The organism is Bradyrhizobium huanghuaihaiense (genome assembly GCF_007830635.1).
Classification (GTDB): domain Bacteria; phylum Pseudomonadota; class Alphaproteobacteria; order Rhizobiales; family Xanthobacteraceae; genus Bradyrhizobium; species Bradyrhizobium huanghuaihaiense.
Genome location: NZ_VLLA01000011.1, coordinates 47,769 through 65,382, shown reverse-complemented (window position 1 = coordinate 65,382; position 17,614 = coordinate 47,769). Strand labels below are relative to the sequence as shown.

Annotated in this window: 17 protein-coding genes and 1 pseudogene; 14 read left to right on the top strand and 4 right to left on the bottom strand. The window is 66.0% G+C overall.

What is annotated here, in order from left to right; all coding sequences use genetic code 11:
- Positions 1–29: 29 nt before the first annotated feature.
- A complete protein-coding gene (locus IQ16_RS22240) occupies positions 30–800 on the top strand; it encodes an exodeoxyribonuclease III (RefSeq protein ID WP_018645342.1) in 771 nt (256 codons plus the stop codon).
- Positions 801–913: 113 nt separating this feature from the next.
- Here the strand turns inward: IQ16_RS22240 and IQ16_RS22235 are convergent, their stop codons facing one another.
- Together IQ16_RS22235 and IQ16_RS22230 are read right to left on the bottom strand one after the other, a co-directional pair.
- Positions 914–1,729: an SGNH/GDSL hydrolase family protein gene (locus IQ16_RS22235; protein ID WP_018646060.1), complete on the bottom strand. Its 816-nt coding sequence runs from the start codon at positions 1,727–1,729 to the stop codon at positions 914–916.
- Between the two features lie 97 nt (positions 1,730–1,826).
- The gene (locus IQ16_RS22230) at positions 1,827–2,195 is read right to left on the bottom strand and encodes a GFA family protein (RefSeq protein ID WP_018646061.1); all 369 of its coding nucleotides are present in this window, start codon (positions 2,193–2,195) and stop codon (positions 1,827–1,829) included.
- 255 nt (positions 2,196–2,450) lie between these two features.
- Here IQ16_RS22230 and IQ16_RS22225 point away from each other — a divergent pair, with 255 nt between their 5' ends.
- The 9 genes and pseudogenes from IQ16_RS22225 (at position 2,451) to IQ16_RS22185 (ending at position 9,482) form a co-directional block, all read left to right on the top strand.
- Positions 2,451–3,191: a FadR/GntR family transcriptional regulator gene (locus tag IQ16_RS22225; RefSeq protein ID WP_018646062.1), complete on the top strand. Its 741-nt coding sequence runs from the start codon at positions 2,451–2,453 to the stop codon at positions 3,189–3,191.
- Between the two features lie 43 nt (positions 3,192–3,234).
- Positions 3,235–4,134: an NAD(P)-dependent oxidoreductase gene (locus IQ16_RS22220; protein ID WP_018646063.1), complete on the top strand. Its 900-nt coding sequence runs from the start codon at positions 3,235–3,237 to the stop codon at positions 4,132–4,134.
- A gap of 10 nt (positions 4,135–4,144) precedes the next feature.
- Positions 4,145–4,828, top strand: coding sequence for an amino acid ABC transporter permease (locus tag IQ16_RS22215; protein WP_018646064.1), 684 nt, complete (start codon positions 4,145–4,147; stop codon positions 4,826–4,828).
- 7 nt (positions 4,829–4,835) lie between these two features.
- The gene (locus IQ16_RS22210) at positions 4,836–5,504 is read left to right on the top strand and encodes an amino acid ABC transporter permease (protein ID WP_026312468.1); all 669 of its coding nucleotides are present in this window, start codon (positions 4,836–4,838) and stop codon (positions 5,502–5,504) included.
- A gap of 1 nt (position 5,505) precedes the next feature.
- Positions 5,506–6,261: an amino acid ABC transporter ATP-binding protein gene (locus IQ16_RS22205; RefSeq protein WP_018646066.1), complete on the top strand. Its 756-nt coding sequence runs from the start codon at positions 5,506–5,508 to the stop codon at positions 6,259–6,261.
- A 20-nt stretch (positions 6,262–6,281) separates the two neighbouring features.
- Positions 6,282–7,076: pseudogene (locus tag IQ16_RS22200) on the top strand (transporter substrate-binding domain-containing protein).
- Positions 7,077–7,143: 67 nt separating this feature from the next.
- A complete protein-coding gene (gene rpiB / locus IQ16_RS22195) occupies positions 7,144–7,590 on the top strand; it encodes a ribose 5-phosphate isomerase B (RefSeq protein WP_018646068.1) in 447 nt (148 codons plus the stop codon).
- 10 nt (positions 7,591–7,600) lie between these two features.
- Positions 7,601–8,518: a ribokinase gene (locus IQ16_RS22190; protein ID WP_018646069.1), complete on the top strand. Its 918-nt coding sequence runs from the start codon at positions 7,601–7,603 to the stop codon at positions 8,516–8,518.
- A gap of 238 nt (positions 8,519–8,756) precedes the next feature.
- Complete coding sequence (locus tag IQ16_RS22185) at positions 8,757–9,482, top strand: sulfite exporter TauE/SafE family protein (RefSeq protein WP_018646070.1); 726 nt, start codon at positions 8,757–8,759, stop codon at positions 9,480–9,482.
- A 10-nt stretch (positions 9,483–9,492) separates the two neighbouring features.
- Here the strand turns inward: IQ16_RS22185 and IQ16_RS22180 are convergent, their stop codons facing one another.
- On the bottom strand, positions 9,493–11,538 hold the full coding sequence (locus IQ16_RS22180) for a putative bifunctional diguanylate cyclase/phosphodiesterase (protein ID WP_026312469.1): 2,046 nt from the start codon (positions 11,536–11,538) through the stop codon (positions 9,493–9,495).
- Positions 11,539–11,552: 14 nt separating this feature from the next.
- Positions 11,553–12,710 carry an ABC transporter substrate-binding protein gene (locus tag IQ16_RS22175; RefSeq protein ID WP_244635807.1) on the bottom strand — a complete coding sequence of 386 codons (1,158 nt, stop codon included), beginning with the start codon at positions 12,708–12,710 and terminating at the stop codon, positions 11,553–11,555.
- Positions 12,711–12,914: 204 nt separating this feature from the next.
- Here IQ16_RS22175 and radA point away from each other — a divergent pair, with 204 nt between their 5' ends.
- The 4 genes from radA (at position 12,915) to IQ16_RS22155 (ending at position 17,592) form a co-directional block, all read left to right on the top strand.
- Positions 12,915–14,363: a DNA repair protein RadA gene (gene radA / locus IQ16_RS22170; protein WP_018646073.1), complete on the top strand. Its 1,449-nt coding sequence runs from the start codon at positions 12,915–12,917 to the stop codon at positions 14,361–14,363.
- Between the two features lie 166 nt (positions 14,364–14,529).
- Positions 14,530–15,159, top strand: coding sequence for a CvpA family protein (locus tag IQ16_RS22165; RefSeq protein WP_018646074.1), 630 nt, complete (start codon positions 14,530–14,532; stop codon positions 15,157–15,159).
- A gap of 28 nt (positions 15,160–15,187) precedes the next feature.
- Complete coding sequence (gene purF / locus IQ16_RS22160) at positions 15,188–16,711, top strand: amidophosphoribosyltransferase (protein WP_018646075.1); 1,524 nt, start codon at positions 15,188–15,190, stop codon at positions 16,709–16,711.
- 140 nt (positions 16,712–16,851) lie between these two features.
- A complete protein-coding gene (locus tag IQ16_RS22155) occupies positions 16,852–17,592 on the top strand; it encodes an SDR family NAD(P)-dependent oxidoreductase (RefSeq protein ID WP_145831753.1) in 741 nt (246 codons plus the stop codon).
- Positions 17,593–17,614 lie beyond the last annotated feature (22 nt).

Genomic DNA, 17,614 nt, shown 5'->3' with positions numbered 1-17,614 from the left:
TGACGGAAGGCGGGAGCCGGTAGCTCTACATGAAGATCGCGACATTCAACATCAACAACATCAACCGCCGCCTGCCCAATCTGTTGGCATGGCTGCGCGCGGCAAAGCCCGATGTCGTCGCGCTTCAGGAGTTGAAGGCAAGTGATGGCGAATTTCCGGCCGCGGCCATCGAAAAGGCGGGCTACGGCGCAGTGTGGTGTGGACAAAGAACGTGGAACGGCGTCGCCATCCTCGCGCGCAACACGGAGCCGGTGCTCACGCGCGATCGCCTGCCGGGTGACCGCGACGATCACGAAGCCCGTTACATCGAGGCCGCCGTCCGCGGGATCATCGTCACCAGCATCTACCTGCCCAACGGCAATCCGCAGCCGGGGCCGAAATTCGACTACAAGCTCGACTGGTTCGCACGCCTCAAGCGCCACGCCAAAACCTTCATCAAGGAGGACCTGCCCGTGGTGCTCGCCGGCGACTACAACGTCGCGCCGACGGAAATCGACATCTACCCGACGCGCTCGTGGGACAAGGACGCGCTGATCCAGCCCAAGAGCCGCGCAGCCTTTGCCTCGCTGGTCGAGCAAGGCTGGTGCGATGCGATCCGCGCGCTGCATCCGGAGAAGCGCATCTACACGTTCTGGGATTACAAGCGAAACCGCTGGCCGCGCGATGCGGGGCTCAGGCTCGATCACCTGTTGCTCAGCCCTGCCCTCGCGCCGCGCCTTGCGAAAGCCGGTGTCGACAAGAAGGTCCGTGGCGAGGATGGCGCCAGCGATCATGCGCCGGCGTGGGTGGTGTTGAAATGAGCGAGCTGCCGTAGGGTGGGCAAAGCGAAGCGTGCCCACCAAATTGGTTTACGGAGACAGATGGTGGGCACGGCGCATGCGCGCCTTTGCCCACCCTACGAGATCTCGCCAAGTCAGCGCCCGTAATATTCCTGCACCGTGTCCCACGCCGCCTTCTGCAAGAGCTGCGTCGTCTCCGCATCGAGGCCCATGTTGTAGGAATTGCCGACCGGCGTGCGGCCGCTCAGCGCGGCGAACGTCACGCACGCCGCAAGATACGTGCCTGCCGGACTCGGATGCCGCTTGTCCGGGGCATAGAGATTGAGCTCGGGCGCAAGCTTGCGCACACGCGCGAAGGCGAGACCGGCGGGAATGACGAGCGCGTCGTTGGCATTGCCGGCAAGCGTGTAGGCCTCGGCCAGTCCGTCCGTCATCTCGGGCTTGTCGGCATAGGCCCAGGACATGAACAGCACGGGCCGCATGCTGTGGGCGCGGACGATCTCGCTGTCCTTCTTCGCAAAGGTCGTGAACGCGTCCTTCAATTGCGGATGGATCGGGCACTGGCTGCAATCCATCATCACGACGGCGTCGAACTGCCTGCCCGGCTTGTTGAAGATCACGACGTTCTGCTCGTCGAAGGAATAGGCGCCGATGCCGCCCGCCCGCAGCAGATTGTCCATGTCGTGCCAGTCGAGGCCGGAGCCGCCGATCGTGACCATGGTGTTGCGATAGGCCGCCTTGTTGGCGGCATCGGCGGCTCGCTCCATGAAGGTGAGATGCCCGGGCATGCCATTGTTGTAATAGAAGAAGCTGTTGCCGACGAACAGCGCGGCCTTGGGGAAGTCAGGCCCGAGCGAAGTGACCTTCGGCTTGGTCTGCGCCTGTGCATTGAAGCCGGCTGCAACGGCCAGACACATTGCAAACACCACTCGCGCAAAAAGACGCATCATGGGTTTCCTCCCTTTTTTCTAGAGGTGGAAACAAATCAGCTTTTCAACCGGGCCTCAAGAGGACGGGCGCGCAGCAGAGATGCGCGTGCCCTCATGCTCACCACAGATTCTTGCCGTCGATCATGTTCATCGGCACCGCATCGAGATCGAAATCGTCGAACAGGCGCGCGTTCACCGCGACCTTGGGATTGTCGAAATCGGGCTTGCCGCTCGACCAGTCCGGCGATTCCGAAAAGGTGCCGCAGCCGCAATTGGCGCAGAAATGATGTTTGACCATGCGGCTGCCCCAGAGATAGGTCGCAACGTTGTCCGCCGGTGACAGCAGGCGAAACTGCGCCGGCGTGTAATAGGCCCACAGCGCCCCGCGCTTGGCGCAGAGCGAGCAGGTGCAGCGCGTGACGCTGGAGGGCGCCTCCGTCACCTCGAACACAGTCTCTCCGCAATGACAGCTTGCCTCGATCGGCATGTCCCGCTCTCCCCGTTTGTCAGGAGATGGTCGTAGCCCGCCGCTGCTGCCAACATGCTGTCAGCAGCAAGGCGGGCCAACAAAATACGAAAAACAACCCCATGCACAGTAGCCGGCCCTAGGCGATTCAATGCCTTGGCAGGCGCCTTGTTGAAGCCGCCTCGCCGCTTCCCAGCCACGCGTCCCTGTCCTCTTGACCTCAGCCGCTTGGTTAGCATACTGGTCTGACCAAGATCAGACCAAAACGGGATGGAAATGGAGCTCAAGCGGACCACTGAGGGCGAAAAAGGGTTCGAGAAGGTGTTCGCCTTCCTGCGCGAGCGCCTGCTCGCGGGCTCGCTCAAGCCGGGCGACCGCCTCATCTCCGAACGCGAGCTGGCAACCCTGCTCGGCGTCAGCCGGCCGATCGTGCGCGAGGCGCTGCGCGCCCTCACCGTGCTCGGCATCGTCGAGATCCGCGACCGCATCGGCACCGTGGTGACCCGGCCTGATGTCTCCGTGCTGAACGACTTCTTCACCTTCGCGCTGGCCCAGCAGGCCGACATGCTCGACGACGTCATGCAGGCGCGCGTCGCGATCGAATGCCAGGCGATCCGGCTCGCCTGCGAGCGCGCCAACATCGCCGATTTCGAACGCCTGCAGCGCGCCCTCGCCAAGATCGGAGAGACGATCGACGAGGCCGATGCCGGCGGCATGGCCGACTTCGAGTTCCACCGCGCCATCGTCGTCGCCTCGCATTCGGAGACGCTGACGGTGCTGCACTCTTCGATGGCGGGCCTGCTGACGCATTCGCATCGCAGCCGCCGCGAGCTGGTGCAGGCCTTCCCGTCGATGAAGACCTACCTGATCGACGATCACCGTCGCATCTTCGAAGCCGTGATCGCGCGCGATCCCGAGCGCGCGGACGCGACGCTGCGCAAGCATTTTGCCATCGGCGACGAATACCGCAGGCGCGCCGTCGTCGGCGACATCGACAAGACCAGCGCTTCAGGCTGATCGCGGACGAACCAATAAACCAACCAAGAAACGGATCGATAACATGGGACGGAACGACAAGGGCAAGGTCGGCTTCATCGGCATCGGCACGATGGGCCGCGAGATGGTGCGCAACCTGCTGGTGGCCGGCCACGCGGTCCGCGTCTTCGATCTCAACGAGGCCGCATTGACCGACAGCGTCAAGGACGGCGCGACGCGCGCCAAGAGTCCCGCCGATGCCGCGGAAGGCACCGATATCGTCATCACCATGCTGCCCGACACGCCCCACGTCGAGGCGACCATCTACGGGGAGCACGGCCTCCTGAAGTCGCCACCAACAGGCAAGCTGATCGTCGACATGAGCACGATCTCGCCGGTCGCGGTCCGCCGCATCCATGCCGACCTGCAAAAGATTGGCGTCAGCTTCATCGATGCACCGGTTTCGGGCGGGCCAGTCGGCGCCAAGAACGCCGCGCTCTCGATCATGGCCGGCGGCGATGCAGCCGCCTTCGCGCAGGCCGAGCCGTTCTTCCGCGCGATGGGCACCACCATCACCCATGTCGGCGCGTCCGGCGCCGGCCAGACGGTCAAGCTCTGCAATCAGCTGATCTGCGGCATCAACATCCAGGCGATCTGCGAGGCGCTGGCGCTCGGACGCGCTTCGGGCCTCGATCTCAATCTGCTGCGCCGGGTGCTGCTCGGTGGCTCCGCCGCCTCCTGGATGCTCGACAAGCTCGGCCCCGCGATGATCGTGGGCGACGTATCCGCCGGCTTCCGGATCGATCTGCAGCTCAAAGACCTCCGCCTGGTGCAGGAGCACGCGCAGGCCCTGAACGTGCCCCTGCCCGGCACCGCGCTGGTCACCAGCCAATATGTCGATGCGCGCGCCCATGGCGAAGGCAGCAACGGCAACCAAGCGCTGTTCCGCGTCTATGATCGCATGACCAACCAGACAACCGGCTGAAGCGACGGCGATGAGCCTGCAACTCGACTTTCCCGCAGTGCTGGAGCGTTGGCCGAGTTTTCTCGCCGGCGCCGTCCTCACGCTGGAGCTTGCCGCGTTCGCGACGGTGCTCGGCGCCCTGCTCGGCACGCTCGCGGCGGTCGGACGCGGCACGCACAACGCGCTGATCGCGGGCGCCTGCAAGGCCTATGTCGAGACCATCCGCAACACGCCGCTCCTGGTGCAGATCTTCCTGGTTTATTTCGGCCTCGCCAGCCTCGGGCTGAAATTCTCCGCCTTCGCGGTCGCCGTGGCCGCGCTGACCATCAATGTCGGCGCCTACACCGCCGAGATCATGCGCGCCGGCTTCGAGGCGATCCCGCGCGGACAGATCGAGGCGGCCGAAGGGCTGGCGCTGTCGCGGCTCCAGATCTACTGGCACATCATCCTGCTGCCGGCAGTCGAGAAGGTGTATCCGGCGCTGACCAGCCAGTTCGTGCTCTTGATGCTGGCCTCCTCGGTCTGCTCGCAGATCTCGGCCGAGGAGCTCACCGCGGTCGCCAACTACATCCAGTCGGACACCTATCGCGCGTTCGAGACCTACATCATCGTCGCCGTGCTCTACGTCATCCTGTCGCTGGTGATGCGCGCCGGCTTCTGGGGCCTCGGCCTCGTGCTGTTCCCGCGCCGGCGCCGGCTCGGCACGCCACTGTGAGATGAGCATGGGCGGACATCTCAACATCAACCATCTGATGTTCCTCGGCCAGGGCGCGCTGTGGACCATCGGCCTGTCGGTGATCGCACTGATCGGCGGCGGCATCGTCGGCTTCATCATCGCGCTGGCACGGATCTCGCCGCTGAAATCGGTGCGGCTCGCCAGCGCAACCTATGTCCAGCTCGTTCAGGGCACGCCGCTGCTCGTCATCCTGTTCCTCGGCTATTTCGGCCTCGCCGCGATCGGCCTCAAGGTCTCGCCCCTCACGGCCGCCAGCGCCTCGCTCACGCTCTACGTCGCCGCCTATCTCGGCGAGATCTGGCGCGGCTGCATCCAGTCCGTGCCGAAGCCGCAATGGGAGGCCGCCGAAGGCCTCGCACTGAGCCGGACGCAGCGCATGATCAAGGTGATCCTGCCGCAGGCGATCCGCATCGCGACGCCGCCGACCGTCGGCTTCATGGTGCAGATCATCAAGAACACCTCGCTCGCCTCGGTGGTCGGCTTCGTCGAGCTGATGCGCTCGGGCCAGATCGTCAACAACTCGCTGTTCGAGCCGTTCGCCATCTACGCCATCATCGCCGTCACCTATTTCGCCATGTGCTATCCGCTGTCGCTGTTCAGCCAGAGGCTGGAGCGGCGGATGGGGCGCGGCAGGTCCAACCTCGCACCGGCCTGACATGCAGCAGAACTCCTCTTCCGAACCGATCGTCTCGCTTCGCAACGTGCAGAAGAGCTTCGGCCCGCTGCGGGTGCTCGACGGCGTCTCCTTTGCCGTCGAGCGCGGCGAAGTGCTCGCGCTGATCGGCCGCTCCGGCTCCGGCAAGAGCACGGCGCTGCGCTGCATCGACCGTTTCGAGAAGGTCGACGGCGGCGAGATCGTCGTCTGCGGCCACCGGGTCGATCGCCCCGACGTCGATTTGCGCGCACTGCGCCAGGACGTCGGCATCGTGTTCCAGAGCTACAATCTGTTTCCGCACCTCACGATCGAGCAGAACATCACGCTCGCGCCCTGCGCGGTGAAGGGCATGGCAACGGCCCAGGCCAGGGATCTCGCGCGAAAAGTGCTGGCGCAGGTCGGGCTCGAGGAGAAGCTGCACGCCTATCCCGAGCAGCTCTCCGGCGGCCAGCAGCAGCGCGCGGCGATCGCCCGCTCGCTGGCGATGCAGCCGAAGGTCATGCTGTTCGACGAGGTCACGTCCGCGCTCGATCCCGAGCTCACCGCCGAGGTGCTGAAGGTGATCGAGCAACTCGCGGCGGACGGCATGACCATGGTGATGGTCACCCACGAGATGGGCTTTGCCAAAGGCATCGCCGACCGGATCGTGTTCATGCATCGCGGCAAGGTCCACGAGACCGGACCCGCCTCGATCCTGACGTCGCCGACCACACCCGAACTTACACAATTCGTGGGGACGGGAAATCTAAAATCATAACAGGGAGAGGAGAACCAAGAATGACAAACAAGACATTGCTGGGCACCGCCGCCGCATTGTGCGGCCTCATCATGATGGCGGCGACGCCGGCATCCGCCGACCTGCTCGACGACATCACGCAGGCAAAGAAGATCCGCATCTCGACCGACCTCGCCATCCCGCCCTCGGGCATGATGGACTCGAGCATGAAGCCGACCGGTTCGGACGTCGAGGTCGCGCAGCTGCTCGCCAAGGACTGGGGGCTCGAGCTCGAGTTCATCCAGACCACGGGGGCGACCCGCATCCCCAACGTCCTCACCGGCAAGGCCGACATCATCATCTCGACCCTGTCGGTGACGCCCGAACGCGCCAAGGTGATCGACTTCACCAAGCGCTAAGCGACGCCGCAATCCGACGTCGGCTGCATGAAGTCGTCGACGGTCAAGGATTGGCCGGACCTGAAGGACAAGTCGATCGGCGTCTCGCGCGGCACCACACAGGACACCACCCTGTCCAACATGAAGGACAAGGACCTCAAGATCGCCCGCTACGACGACGACGCCACCATGGTGACCGCGGCCGTGTCCGGCCAGGTCGATTGCGTCGGCTCGTCCGCGACCATCATCAACCAGATCGGGGTGAAGAATCCCTCGCGCGTATTCGAGTCCCGGATTCCGCTGGCGACCTTCGACCTCGCCATCGGCCTGAAGAAGGGCGAGCAGCGCCTGATGGACAAGCTCAACGCCTGGATCACCGAGAACGTCAAGAACGGCAAGCTCAACGCGATCTACAAGAAATTCCACGGCGTCGATCTGCCGGCGGACATGCGTAGCTGAAACCACGAGAACCGTGACAGCCGTTTTGCGGCTGTCACGGACAATGCCAAATCAAGAAGGACATCATATGCGTCTCGTCATCGGATCCGACCACGCCGGCTGGCCGCTCAAGCAGACTGTCATCGACCATATCCGCAAGCTCGGCCACGACATCGTCGACGTCGGCTCCTATGACGACAAGCCGGTGGACTTCCCCGACATCGCCCGGGCGGTGGCGCAGAAAGTGACCTCGGGCGAAGCCGCCCGTGGCATCATGGTGTGCGGCACCGGCGTCGGCGCTTCCATCGCCGCCAACAAGATGAAGGGCATCCGCGCCGCGGTCTGCCATGACGTGCATTCGGCGCATCAGAGCGTCGAGCATGACGATGTGAACGTCATGTGTATCGGCGCGCAGATCGTCGGCGCCTGGCTCGCCGTGGACCTCGTCTCATCCTACCTCTCCGCTGAATTCTCCACCGACGAGGATTTCCGCCGCCGCGTCGAAAAACTGCGCGTCATGGACGAGCAAGGCTGACATCCCCGCCATGATCCTGGTGTTCGGGTCGCTCAACGTCGATCTGGTCGCACAGGTCCCGGTCATTCCGGGCCCCGGCCGGACGGTGCTCGCCCCGTCCTACCAGACCCATTTCGGCGGCAAGGGCGCCAACCAGGCCGTCGCCGCCGCGCGGATTGCTGGACCAGGACAAGTCCGGATGGCGGGCCGCGTCGGCCGGGATGGATTTGGCGACAGCGCGATCGAGAACCTCCGGGAGAACGGCGTCGACACGGCTTTCGTCGTCAGGGGCGACGAGCCGACCGGCTGCGCCTTCATCACGGTCGATCAATCCGGCGAGAACGCGATCACGGTGGCCAGCGGCGCCAACATGGCCGCGAGCGCCGCTGACCTGCCAGCCGAGCCTTTCGGTCCCGACACGGTGCTGGTGCTGCAGATGGAGGTGCCGTTCGCAGAGGCGCTGGAGGCGGCGCGCCGGACGACATTGTCCTGCGGCACCGTTATCTGGAATCTCGCGCCCGTTCCGGAGACCATGACCCGCACCATGGTCACGGAGCTTCTGGCGGTCACCGACTATCTTCTCGTCAACGAGCACGAGGCGCTGGATGCCGCCGCAGCCGTCGGCATTGCCCCGTCCGATTATGAAGCCGCAGCCGCGGCACTCGCGAGGGCCGGAGATCTCACCTGCGTCGTGACGGCCGGCGCGCAAGGTGCTCTCGCGGTCGCAGCGGACGGAACCCGTTTGCGCGCGCCCGCGCCGCGCATCACGCCGGTGGACACCACCGGGGCCGGCGACACCTTCGTCGGCGCGTTTACCGCGATGCTCAGCGAGAAGGTTCCGCTGCAAACCGCCCTCCAGGTCGGATGCGAAGCGGCGGCCCAAAAATGCCTCACGCCGGGCGCGCAGGCCGGCATGCCGATGCGTGGCGCGATCTCATCGCTCGCCTGACGGCCGCGCTGCTGCCGATCCTCCGTCGTTGCGCTCTCGTGCCCCGGACGCAGCGCAGCACGAAGTGATGCGCTGCAGAGCCGGGGCCCATGCACCAGCGAACTCCGCGGCTTTCTGGGTCCCGGCTCAGCGCAGCAATGCTGCGCATTGCAGCGCGTCCGGGACACGAGAACGGGTATCGCCATTCACGCATGCCCCCTGCCCCGGCTACACTCGTCCGATTCTCGGAGCCCTGCCCTTGGCCTTTCTCTTCGTCCTCACCGTCGGCCTCATCGCCGGCACCATTTCCGGCATCGTCGGCACCGGCTCGTCGATCATGCTGATGCCGGTGCTGGTCTATGCCTACGGACCCAAGGAGGCCGTGCCGATCATGGCGGTGGCCTCGGTGATGGCGAATTTTTCGCGGATCCTGGCCTGGTGGCGCGAAGTCGACTGGCGGGCCTGCGCGGCCTATTCGGTGACGGGCATTCCGGCCGCAGCCCTCGGCGCGCGGACGCTGCTGGCCCTGCCCTCGCACGCCGTCGATCTCGCCATCGGCGTCTTCCTGATCGCGATGGTGCCGGTGCGGCACTGGCTGGCGCGGCACGACCTCAAGGCCAATCTCTGGCATCTCGCGATCGGCGGCGCCGTCATCGGCTATCTCACCGGCATCGTGGTCTCGACCGGCCCGCTCAGCGTGCCGCTGTTCCTGTTCTACGGCCTCTCCAAAGGCGCCTTCCTCGCCACCGAGGCCGCCTCCTCGCTCGGGCTCTATTTCGCGAAATCGGTGACCTTCGAACGCTTCGGCGCGCTGACCGGCGATGTCTTCGTCAAAGGCCTGATCGCGGGGGGCTCGCTGATGTCGGGCGCCTTCATCGCAAAACGCTTCGTGCTGCACCTGAAGCCGGACGTGTTCCGCCTCTTGATGGACGCGATCATGATCGCGGCCGGGCTCTCGATGCTCTGGAACGCGGCGCAGCCGTAACGAACGGCGCTCAGGCGGCGAATTCGGGTGCAACCGACGGGCTGTCGATGCGGACGCGGCCCTCGCCGGTCCGCCCCTCGAGCCCTTGCAGCACGGCCGCGAGCGGCTGCGGCCGGTGGTAGAGATAGCCCTGCCCAAGCGTCACGCCCATCTCGCGCATGGCCGCGGCCTGCTCGGTCCGCTCGATGCCTTCGGCGACAAGCGTAAGCCCCAGCGTGCCGGCAAGCGATGCAATGACGCCGACGATCGCCTTGTCTTCGGCGCTGTCAGGAATCTCGCTGATGAAGGCCTTGTCGATCTTGACCTTGTCGAGCGGGAACCGCCGCAGATGGGCGAGCGAAGAGTAGCCGGTGCCGAAATCGTCGAGTGCGATCGTGGCTCCCAGCCGCCGCAGGCGATGCAACGTCTCGGAGGCGCTGGCGATGTTGTTGATCAGCGAGCCCTCGGTGATCTCGAGCTCGAGCATCGATGCCGCGACATCGAAGCGCGCGCAGGTCGCGCGCAATTCGGCAGCAAGCGAATGGTCGGCGAGCTCTGACGGCGGCAGATTGATCGCGATCCTGATATCCGGCCTGCCGGCGGCGGCCAGACGTTGCAGCGCGCGGCAGGCGTCGGTCAGCACATAGCGCGTCAGCCGCGCATTGTTGCCGCTGCGCTCGATCAGCGGCAGGAATTCGCCGGGGCCGATCACGCCATGGTCAGGGTGACGCCAGCGAATGAGCGCCTCGAGCCCGACGACGGCCGCGCTCTCGAGGTCGACCTGGCCTTGATACCAGACCTCGAACTGCCCCTCGGCGAAGCCTGCGGGAATGGCGAGCTCGAGATCCCTGCGGCGGCGGTAGTCGCGCTGCAGCGCTTCGTCCAGCACCGCGACGGTGCCGGGCGCCTTGCTCTTGGCATGGTAGAGCGCAATGTCGGCAAGCGCCGGCAGATGCGACAATTCGGGGTCGCCGGCGCGACGCACGGCAAGACCGATGCTGGCCCGCGGCGCGACCTGCTTGTCGTGCAGCCGGATCGGCTCGGAGATCGCATCCAGCAGCTGGCGTGCGAAGGCCTGCGCCGTCGCTTCGTTGCTGACCTCGGGACGGATCACGACGAACTCGTCGCCGCCGAGCCGCGCGACCCAGTCCTGCGGCTCGACCGCCTCGCGAAGACGTTCGGAGATGTGGACCAGGAACCTGTCGCCGGCATCGTGACCGAAGGTGTCGTTGATGCCCTTGAAGTCGTCGAGGTCGATGAAGCAGAAGGCGATCAGGGAGTCCGGCGAGCCGGCATCGCTCAAGGTCACGAGGCGCTCCGACAGCGAGCGCCGGTTGGGCAGGCCCGTCAGCGGATCGTGCGACGCCATGTGCCCGAGCCGGTCGAGCGCGCCCGACGTGGTGTGCTGCATGGCGTTGAAGGCCTGCGCGAGCTGGCCGAATTCGTTCGCGGATCTGATCTCGGCCGGATAGGCGCGGCCGTCCTGCTTGCTGCGCTGGATCGCCGACATGATCGCGGCGAGCGGCCTGCCGATGAAGATGTTGGCCGAGATGCGCATCGCCACCACGGTGGCGAGCGTTGCAAGCAGGCCGACGATGAGCAGCAGCATCAGCCGGCTGCCGGTGTCGGCATACACGGTCGCATAGGAATAAGCGATCGCGATGCGTCCGGCCTGCACGGCGATGTTGCCGTTGCTGTACTTGATGGGGCGCGAGATTTCCGCGACCGCCTGGTCCGAGGCGCGCGCCACCACGCGGGCAATCGCAACGCCGGTGTCGTCATAGACGGCCGCCGCCGCGATGGTCTCGTCGTGCATGATCTCGTTGAGCACGCCCGTGACCTGGTCATAACGCATCTTCCAGAGCGGCTCGGCGATCAGCTCGGCGCGGCTCTCGGCGGTGCGGGCAATGCGGGCATCGAGCTGCCGGATCTGCGACCAGAAGCTGGTGGCCTCGACACCGGCGGAGGCGAGCAATTGCACCAGCAGCAGGACCGGCACGGTGGCCCAGATCATCGCGCGGACGACCGAGCGCAAGCGCGGCGGCGCTGCCTGCCCGTTGCCGTCCGGATCGGTCATCGCCTCACGCTTCATCAATCACCGACGCCGTCCGGAAGCGGCAGGGACGAGACCAGCGCATCGAGGGAAAAGTCATACTGGCCGCAATGTCCCGCCTTCGCCCTGAACCGCGTGAAATCGATCCGGTCGAAGGCGCGCGTCTTGATGAGGTCGCCGACCGAGCCGAGATTGTCGCGCGTGATCGCGGACGTCTTGACCTCGACCCGGGGCGAAACGTCGGCGAAATCGCAGCCATCGGCGTAGTCGCGGAGCAGGACGATCGACCAGCCGCCGAGCAGGAAGTGCCCACCGTCGCTCAGCAGCAGACGGCCGGCCTTGATCTCGCGTAGCGCATCCTCCGACCAGTTGAGGCCGACCACCTCGATGTTCCGGCCGGGCACGAGGCCGGCCGCAGTGATCGCGCGCAGCGCGCCGAGTGCCATCGGATCGTTCCCGGCCCATATGCCGGCGGGCCGGATCTCCTTGCGCGCGGCCCAGCGAAGATAATTCGCCGTGACCTGCTCGGCCTCGGACTGTGTCCAGTTGGCAAACAGCATCCGGTCCACCACCACGTCGGGCGCGGCGTCCGCGGCCAGCTGGAGACCGGCGTTGCGCGCGATCGAGGCCGGCGTGATCTCGTCGCCGCCGATGCCGAGAATGTGGATCTTGCCGTCCGGGCTCTGCCATTTCTCGGCACGCGCCGCGCTGATCAGTGCATTCGCCATCCGCGCGCCCGCGGTCTGAAGATCGGTCGTGATGTCGCCGAGCCAGGACTTGAGGTTCTGGCGCGGCGGCCCGAGACGCTTCGCGTCCTCGCCGATCAGCGTGTTCGACAGCAGCAGCGTCCTGACCCCGGCGGCCTCGGCCGCCTCCAGGATCGGAACGGCGGCGGATTCCTCGTTCGAGAGAATGAGGAAGTCGGGCTTGTCGGCCCGCGCCACCACGCCGAACCCGAGCTCCTGCATGGTGCGGTAATTGCGCTCGCTGGTCAGCACCTCGACATGCGCATCGAGCTTGCGGCCGGCGGCCCGCATGGTCTGGGCAACCATGTCCCAGTAGACCTCGCCGGTCTTGCCGGGGCTCACGAAGACGATGTTGAGAGATTTGGCGGCAGCCGCGTCGATACCGCCGGCCGGCGCCAGCACGCCGCAGGCCATGCCCACGGCGAGCATTATCCGCAAAAATATCGTCATTCTTGGCGCCATCCCGTATCGGTTCCGAAACTGGACCTGGGTCCGCTAACATTTGGCAAAGTCCGGCGCGGCGCGGCTCCCTAGAGCTAACAAAGCGTGTACCGGTCGTGTTGAATTGCGATATGCGGCGCGGGATGATCGGGCTCAGGGCCGGCCATTTCGTGCTATCAGCAGACCCCGACACCTCCGACTCAACATCCCCCGATGGCCAAGAACACGCTTTCCTTCGTCTGCCAGAACTGCGGCGCGGCCTATAACCGCTGGCAGGGCAAGTGCGAGTCCTGCGGCGAGTGGAATACGCTCGCCGAAGAAGACACCAGCGGCAGCGTGCCGGTCTCGATCCGCTCCAAGCGCAAGGGCCGGACCTTCGCGCTGGAGAGCCTCGCCGGAAAGAGCCCGGATGCGCCGCGCCTGTCCTCCGGGATGACCGAGCTCGACCGTGTCACCGGCGGCGGTTTTGTCCGCGGCTCCGTGCTGCTCGTCGGTGGCGATCCCGGCATCGGCAAATCGACATTGCTGACGCAGGCGACCAGCATGATGGCGCGTGCGGGACACCGCATCGTCTACATCTCCGGCGAAGAGGCGGTAGCGCAGGTGCGCCTGCGCGCCGAACGGCTTGGGCTGTCGGATGCGCCGGTGCAGCTTGCCGCCGAGACCTCGGTCGAGGACATCGTCTCGACGCTGTCGGAGGGCGCGGTGCCGCGGCTGATCGTGATCGATTCGATCCAGACCATGTGGACCGACACGGTGGAATCCGCGCCGGGCACGGTCACGCAAGTGCGCGCCTCGGCGCAGGCGCTGATCCGCTTTGCGAAGAAGACCGGCGCTGCCATCATCCTGGTCGGCCACGTCACCAAGGACGGCCAGATCGCCGGCCCCCGCGTGGTCGAGCACATGGTCGACGCCGTGCTGTCGTTCGAGGGCGAAGGCTCGCAGCAATTCCGTATCCTGCGCGCCGTCAAGAATCGCTTCGGGCCGACCGACGAGATCGGCGTGTTCGAGATGACCGGCCTTGGCCTGCGCGAGGTCACCAACCCCTCCGAGCTGTTCCTCTCCGAGCGCGATCTGGGCACGCCCGGCACCGCAGTCTTTGCGGGCATCGAGGGCACCCGGCCCGTTCTGGTCGAATTGCAGGCGCTGGTGGCGCCCACCTCGCTCGGCACCCCGCGCCGGGCCGTGGTCGGCTGGGACCAGAGCCGGCTCTCGATGGTGCTGGCGGTGCTGGAGGCCCATTGCGGGGTCAAGCTGTCCGGCCACGACGTCTATCTGAACGTCGCCGGCGGCCTGCGCATCCACGAGCCGGCAGCCGATATGGCCGCCGCGGCGGCGTTGGTTTCCTCTCTGGTTAACGCGCAGTTACCCACCGATGCGGTCTATTTCGGTGAGATTTCGCTCTCCGGCGTCATCCGCCCGGTGGCGCAGACCCCCGCCCGGCTCAAGGAAGCGGTCAAGCTCGGCTTCAAACGCGCTGTGCTGCCCGAATCGGCCCGTGGCGGCGATGCTGGCGGCGACGCCGGACTGTCCCTGAACGCGGTCAACAGCCTGACCACGTTGGTGGCCGAGATCGCCGCCCGGGGCTCCCGCCGGGGCGAATCCGGCGCACCGGCAGAGAAAAATGCCACACCGGCAAGATTCCGCCGTGGAGAGGGGTAGCCGGAGGTGACGTCGGAGGCCACCGCCGCTATACAGCCGTCACAAAAGCAGCATGGGATTGCGTGGTTGCGGCCTTGCCGGGAACGCCGTCTACCCCTCTTTTAGGGCGGCGGCCAAACACCGATTCGCTGAGCACCTTTGAAGTACGAGCGGACCAGACCAGCCGATGCCAGTAACACTCCTCGACCTGATCCTGCTCGGTGTGATGCTGATCTCGGGCCTGCTCGCGATGGTCCGCGGCTTCATGCGCGAAATCCTGTCGATCGCGGCCTGGGGCGCCGCGGCGATCGTGACGCTCTATTCGTTCTCGAAGCTGCTGCCGACCGCGAAGACCTATTTCAACAACGATACGGTGGCGAGCGTGGTCGTGGTCGCCGGCGTGTTCGTCGGTACCCTCGTCGTGGTGTCCGTGATCACGGTCCGGATCTCCGACATGATCCTGGATTCGCGCATCGGCGCGCTGGATCGCACCCTCGGCTTCCTGTTTGGCCTGGCTCGCGGGCTTTTGATCGTCGTGGTCGCCTTCCTGTTCTTCACCTGGCTGGTGCCGGACAAGCAGCGCCCGGACTGGGTCACGGGGGCGAAATCCCGTGTCGTGCTCCAGGGAACCGGGGATTGGCTGATGGCCCTCTTGCCTGACGACCCCGAGAACACCATCTTGAAGAGATTCAAGAAAAACAAACCAGATGATGATCAAGCTGATTCCGAGCAGCAGCCTTCGGGCGGTGGCGACGGATACAGTAAACCGGCTCGTGACAGTTTGAAGAAACTGATCGAGAAACCCGCGGCACGTTGACTTGAGCCCAGAGAGAGGCGCGAACGAGATGCGACACCCTGACCAGGACGCTCAACTTGATCTCGACGCCAAGGCCGGCTTGGGACCGTCCGCGCTGGAGCTTCAGGACGATCTGGAAGGGGATACGCTACGCGAGGAATGCGGCGTCTTCGGCATCTACGGTCACCCCGACGCCGCCGCCATCACCGCGCTCGGCCTCCACGCCCTCCAGCACCGCGGCCAGGAGGCCGCCGGCATCGTCTCCTACGACGGCAGCCGCTTTCACTCGGAACGCCGCCTCGGCCTCGTCGGCGATACCTTCTCCCGCCGCGAGGTGATCGACCGCCTGCCCGGCAATGTCGCGGTCGGCCATGTCCGCTATTCCACCACCGGCGCCACCATCCTGCGTAACGTGCAGCCGCTGTTCGCCGAGCTCAACGCCGGCGGCCTCGCGGTCGCCCACAACGGCAACCTCACCAACGGCCTGACGCTGCGCCGCGAGCTCGTGAAGCACGGCGCGATGATGCAGTCGACCACCGACACCGAGGTGATCCTGCACCTGGTCGCGCGCTCCAAGCGCGCCCGCTTCATCGAGCGCTATATCGACGCGCTGCGCGAGATCGAGGGCGCCTATGCGCTGGTTTCGCTCACCAACAAGAAGCTGGTCGGCGCGCGGGATCCGCGCGGCATCCGCCCGCTCGTGCTCGGCGAACTCGACGGCTGCCCGATCCTGACCTCGGAGACCTGCGCGCTCGACATCATCGGCGCGCGCTTCGTGCGCGACATCGAGCCCGGCGAAGTCATCGTGTTCGACGAGAACGGCCAGGACATCCACAAGCCGTTCCCGCCGATGGCGCCCCGCCCCTGCATCTTCGAATACATCTACTTCTCCCGGCCGGATTCCATCGTCCACGGCCGCTCGGTCTACGAGGTGCGCAAGGCCTTCGGTGCGCAGCTCGCGCGCGAGAGCCACGTGCCGATCGACGTCGTCGTGCCGGTGCCGGATTCCGGCGTGCCCGCCGCCGTCGGCTACAGCCAGTATTCCGGCGTGCCGTTCGAGCTCGGCATCATCCGCAACCACTATGTCGGCCGCACCTTCATCCAGCCGACGCAGGCGATCCGCGAATCCGGCGTGCGCATGAAGCACTCGGCCAACCGCGCCGCGATCGAAGGCAAGCGCATCATCCTGATCGACGACTCGCTGGTGCGCGGCACCACCTCCAAAAAGATCGTGCGCATGATGCGCGATGCCGGCGCCAAGGAAGTGCATTTCCGCCTTGCTTCGCCCCCGATCCTCTATCCCGATTATTACGGCATCGACCTGCCCGACCGCGGTGGCCTTTTGGCCGCGACGCATTCGCTGGAGGAGATGCGCGAGATCATCGGCGCCGACTCGCTCGCCTTCCTGTCGATCGACGGCATGTACCGCGCCATGGGCGAGCCCGGCCGCGACCCCGCCAATCCGAAGTTCTCGGACCACTGCTTCACCGGGGCCTACCCGACCCACCTCACCGACCAGACCCAGACCGAGCCGCAGCCGCGGCAATTGTCGCTGCTGGCGGAGGCGAGTTGACGGCACAGCCGTCATCCCGGGGCGGTCCGTAAGGACCGAACCCGGGATCTCGAGATTCCGGGTTCGATGCTTCGCATCGCCCCGGAATGACGGTGTCGCGGGGGGCTTGTCCCGGCCGTCCACGCCTGTAAAACCCCGCCATGACAAAGCCCCTCGCCGATCGCATAGCTCTCGTCACCGGCGCCTCGCGCGGCATCGGTTTCGCCACCGCCAAGGCGCTGGCCAAAGCCGGCGCGCATATCGTGGCGACGGCGCGGACGCAGGGCGGGCTGGAAGAGCTCGACGACGAGATCCGCAAAGAGGGCGGCAGCGCCACCCTGGTGCCGCTCAATCTCACCGATTCCGACGGCATCGCGCGGCTGGGCGCCGGCCTGCACGAGCGCTACGGCAAGCTCGACATCCTCGTCGGCAATGCCGGCGTGCTCGGCCCCTCCTCGCCGATCGGTCATGTCGAGCTGAAGGCCTTCAACGACGTGATGGCCGTCAACGTCTCCGCGAACTTCCAACTGATCCGCTGCATGGAGCCGCTGCTCAAGCAGTCCGACGCCGGCCGCGCCGTGTTCATCACCTCGGGCGCCGCCAACAAGGCGACCGCCTATGTCAGCCCCTACGCCGCCTCCAAGGCCGCGCTGGAAACGCTGGCGCGCGCCTGGGCGCAGGAGACGGCAAATACCAAGCTGCGCGTCACTCTGTTCAACCCGGGACCGATCCGCACCCGCATGCGCGCCACGCTGATGCCGGGCGAAGACCCGGCGACACTGGATACGCCCGAGCAGGTCGCCGAGTTCATCGTGCCGCTGTGCGCGCCCGACTGGACCGAGACCGGCAAGTTCTACGACTACAAGACCCGCAGCCTGATGAGCTTCCGCTCGCCGGCCTGATTGACTAGGGCACCTCCCCGCG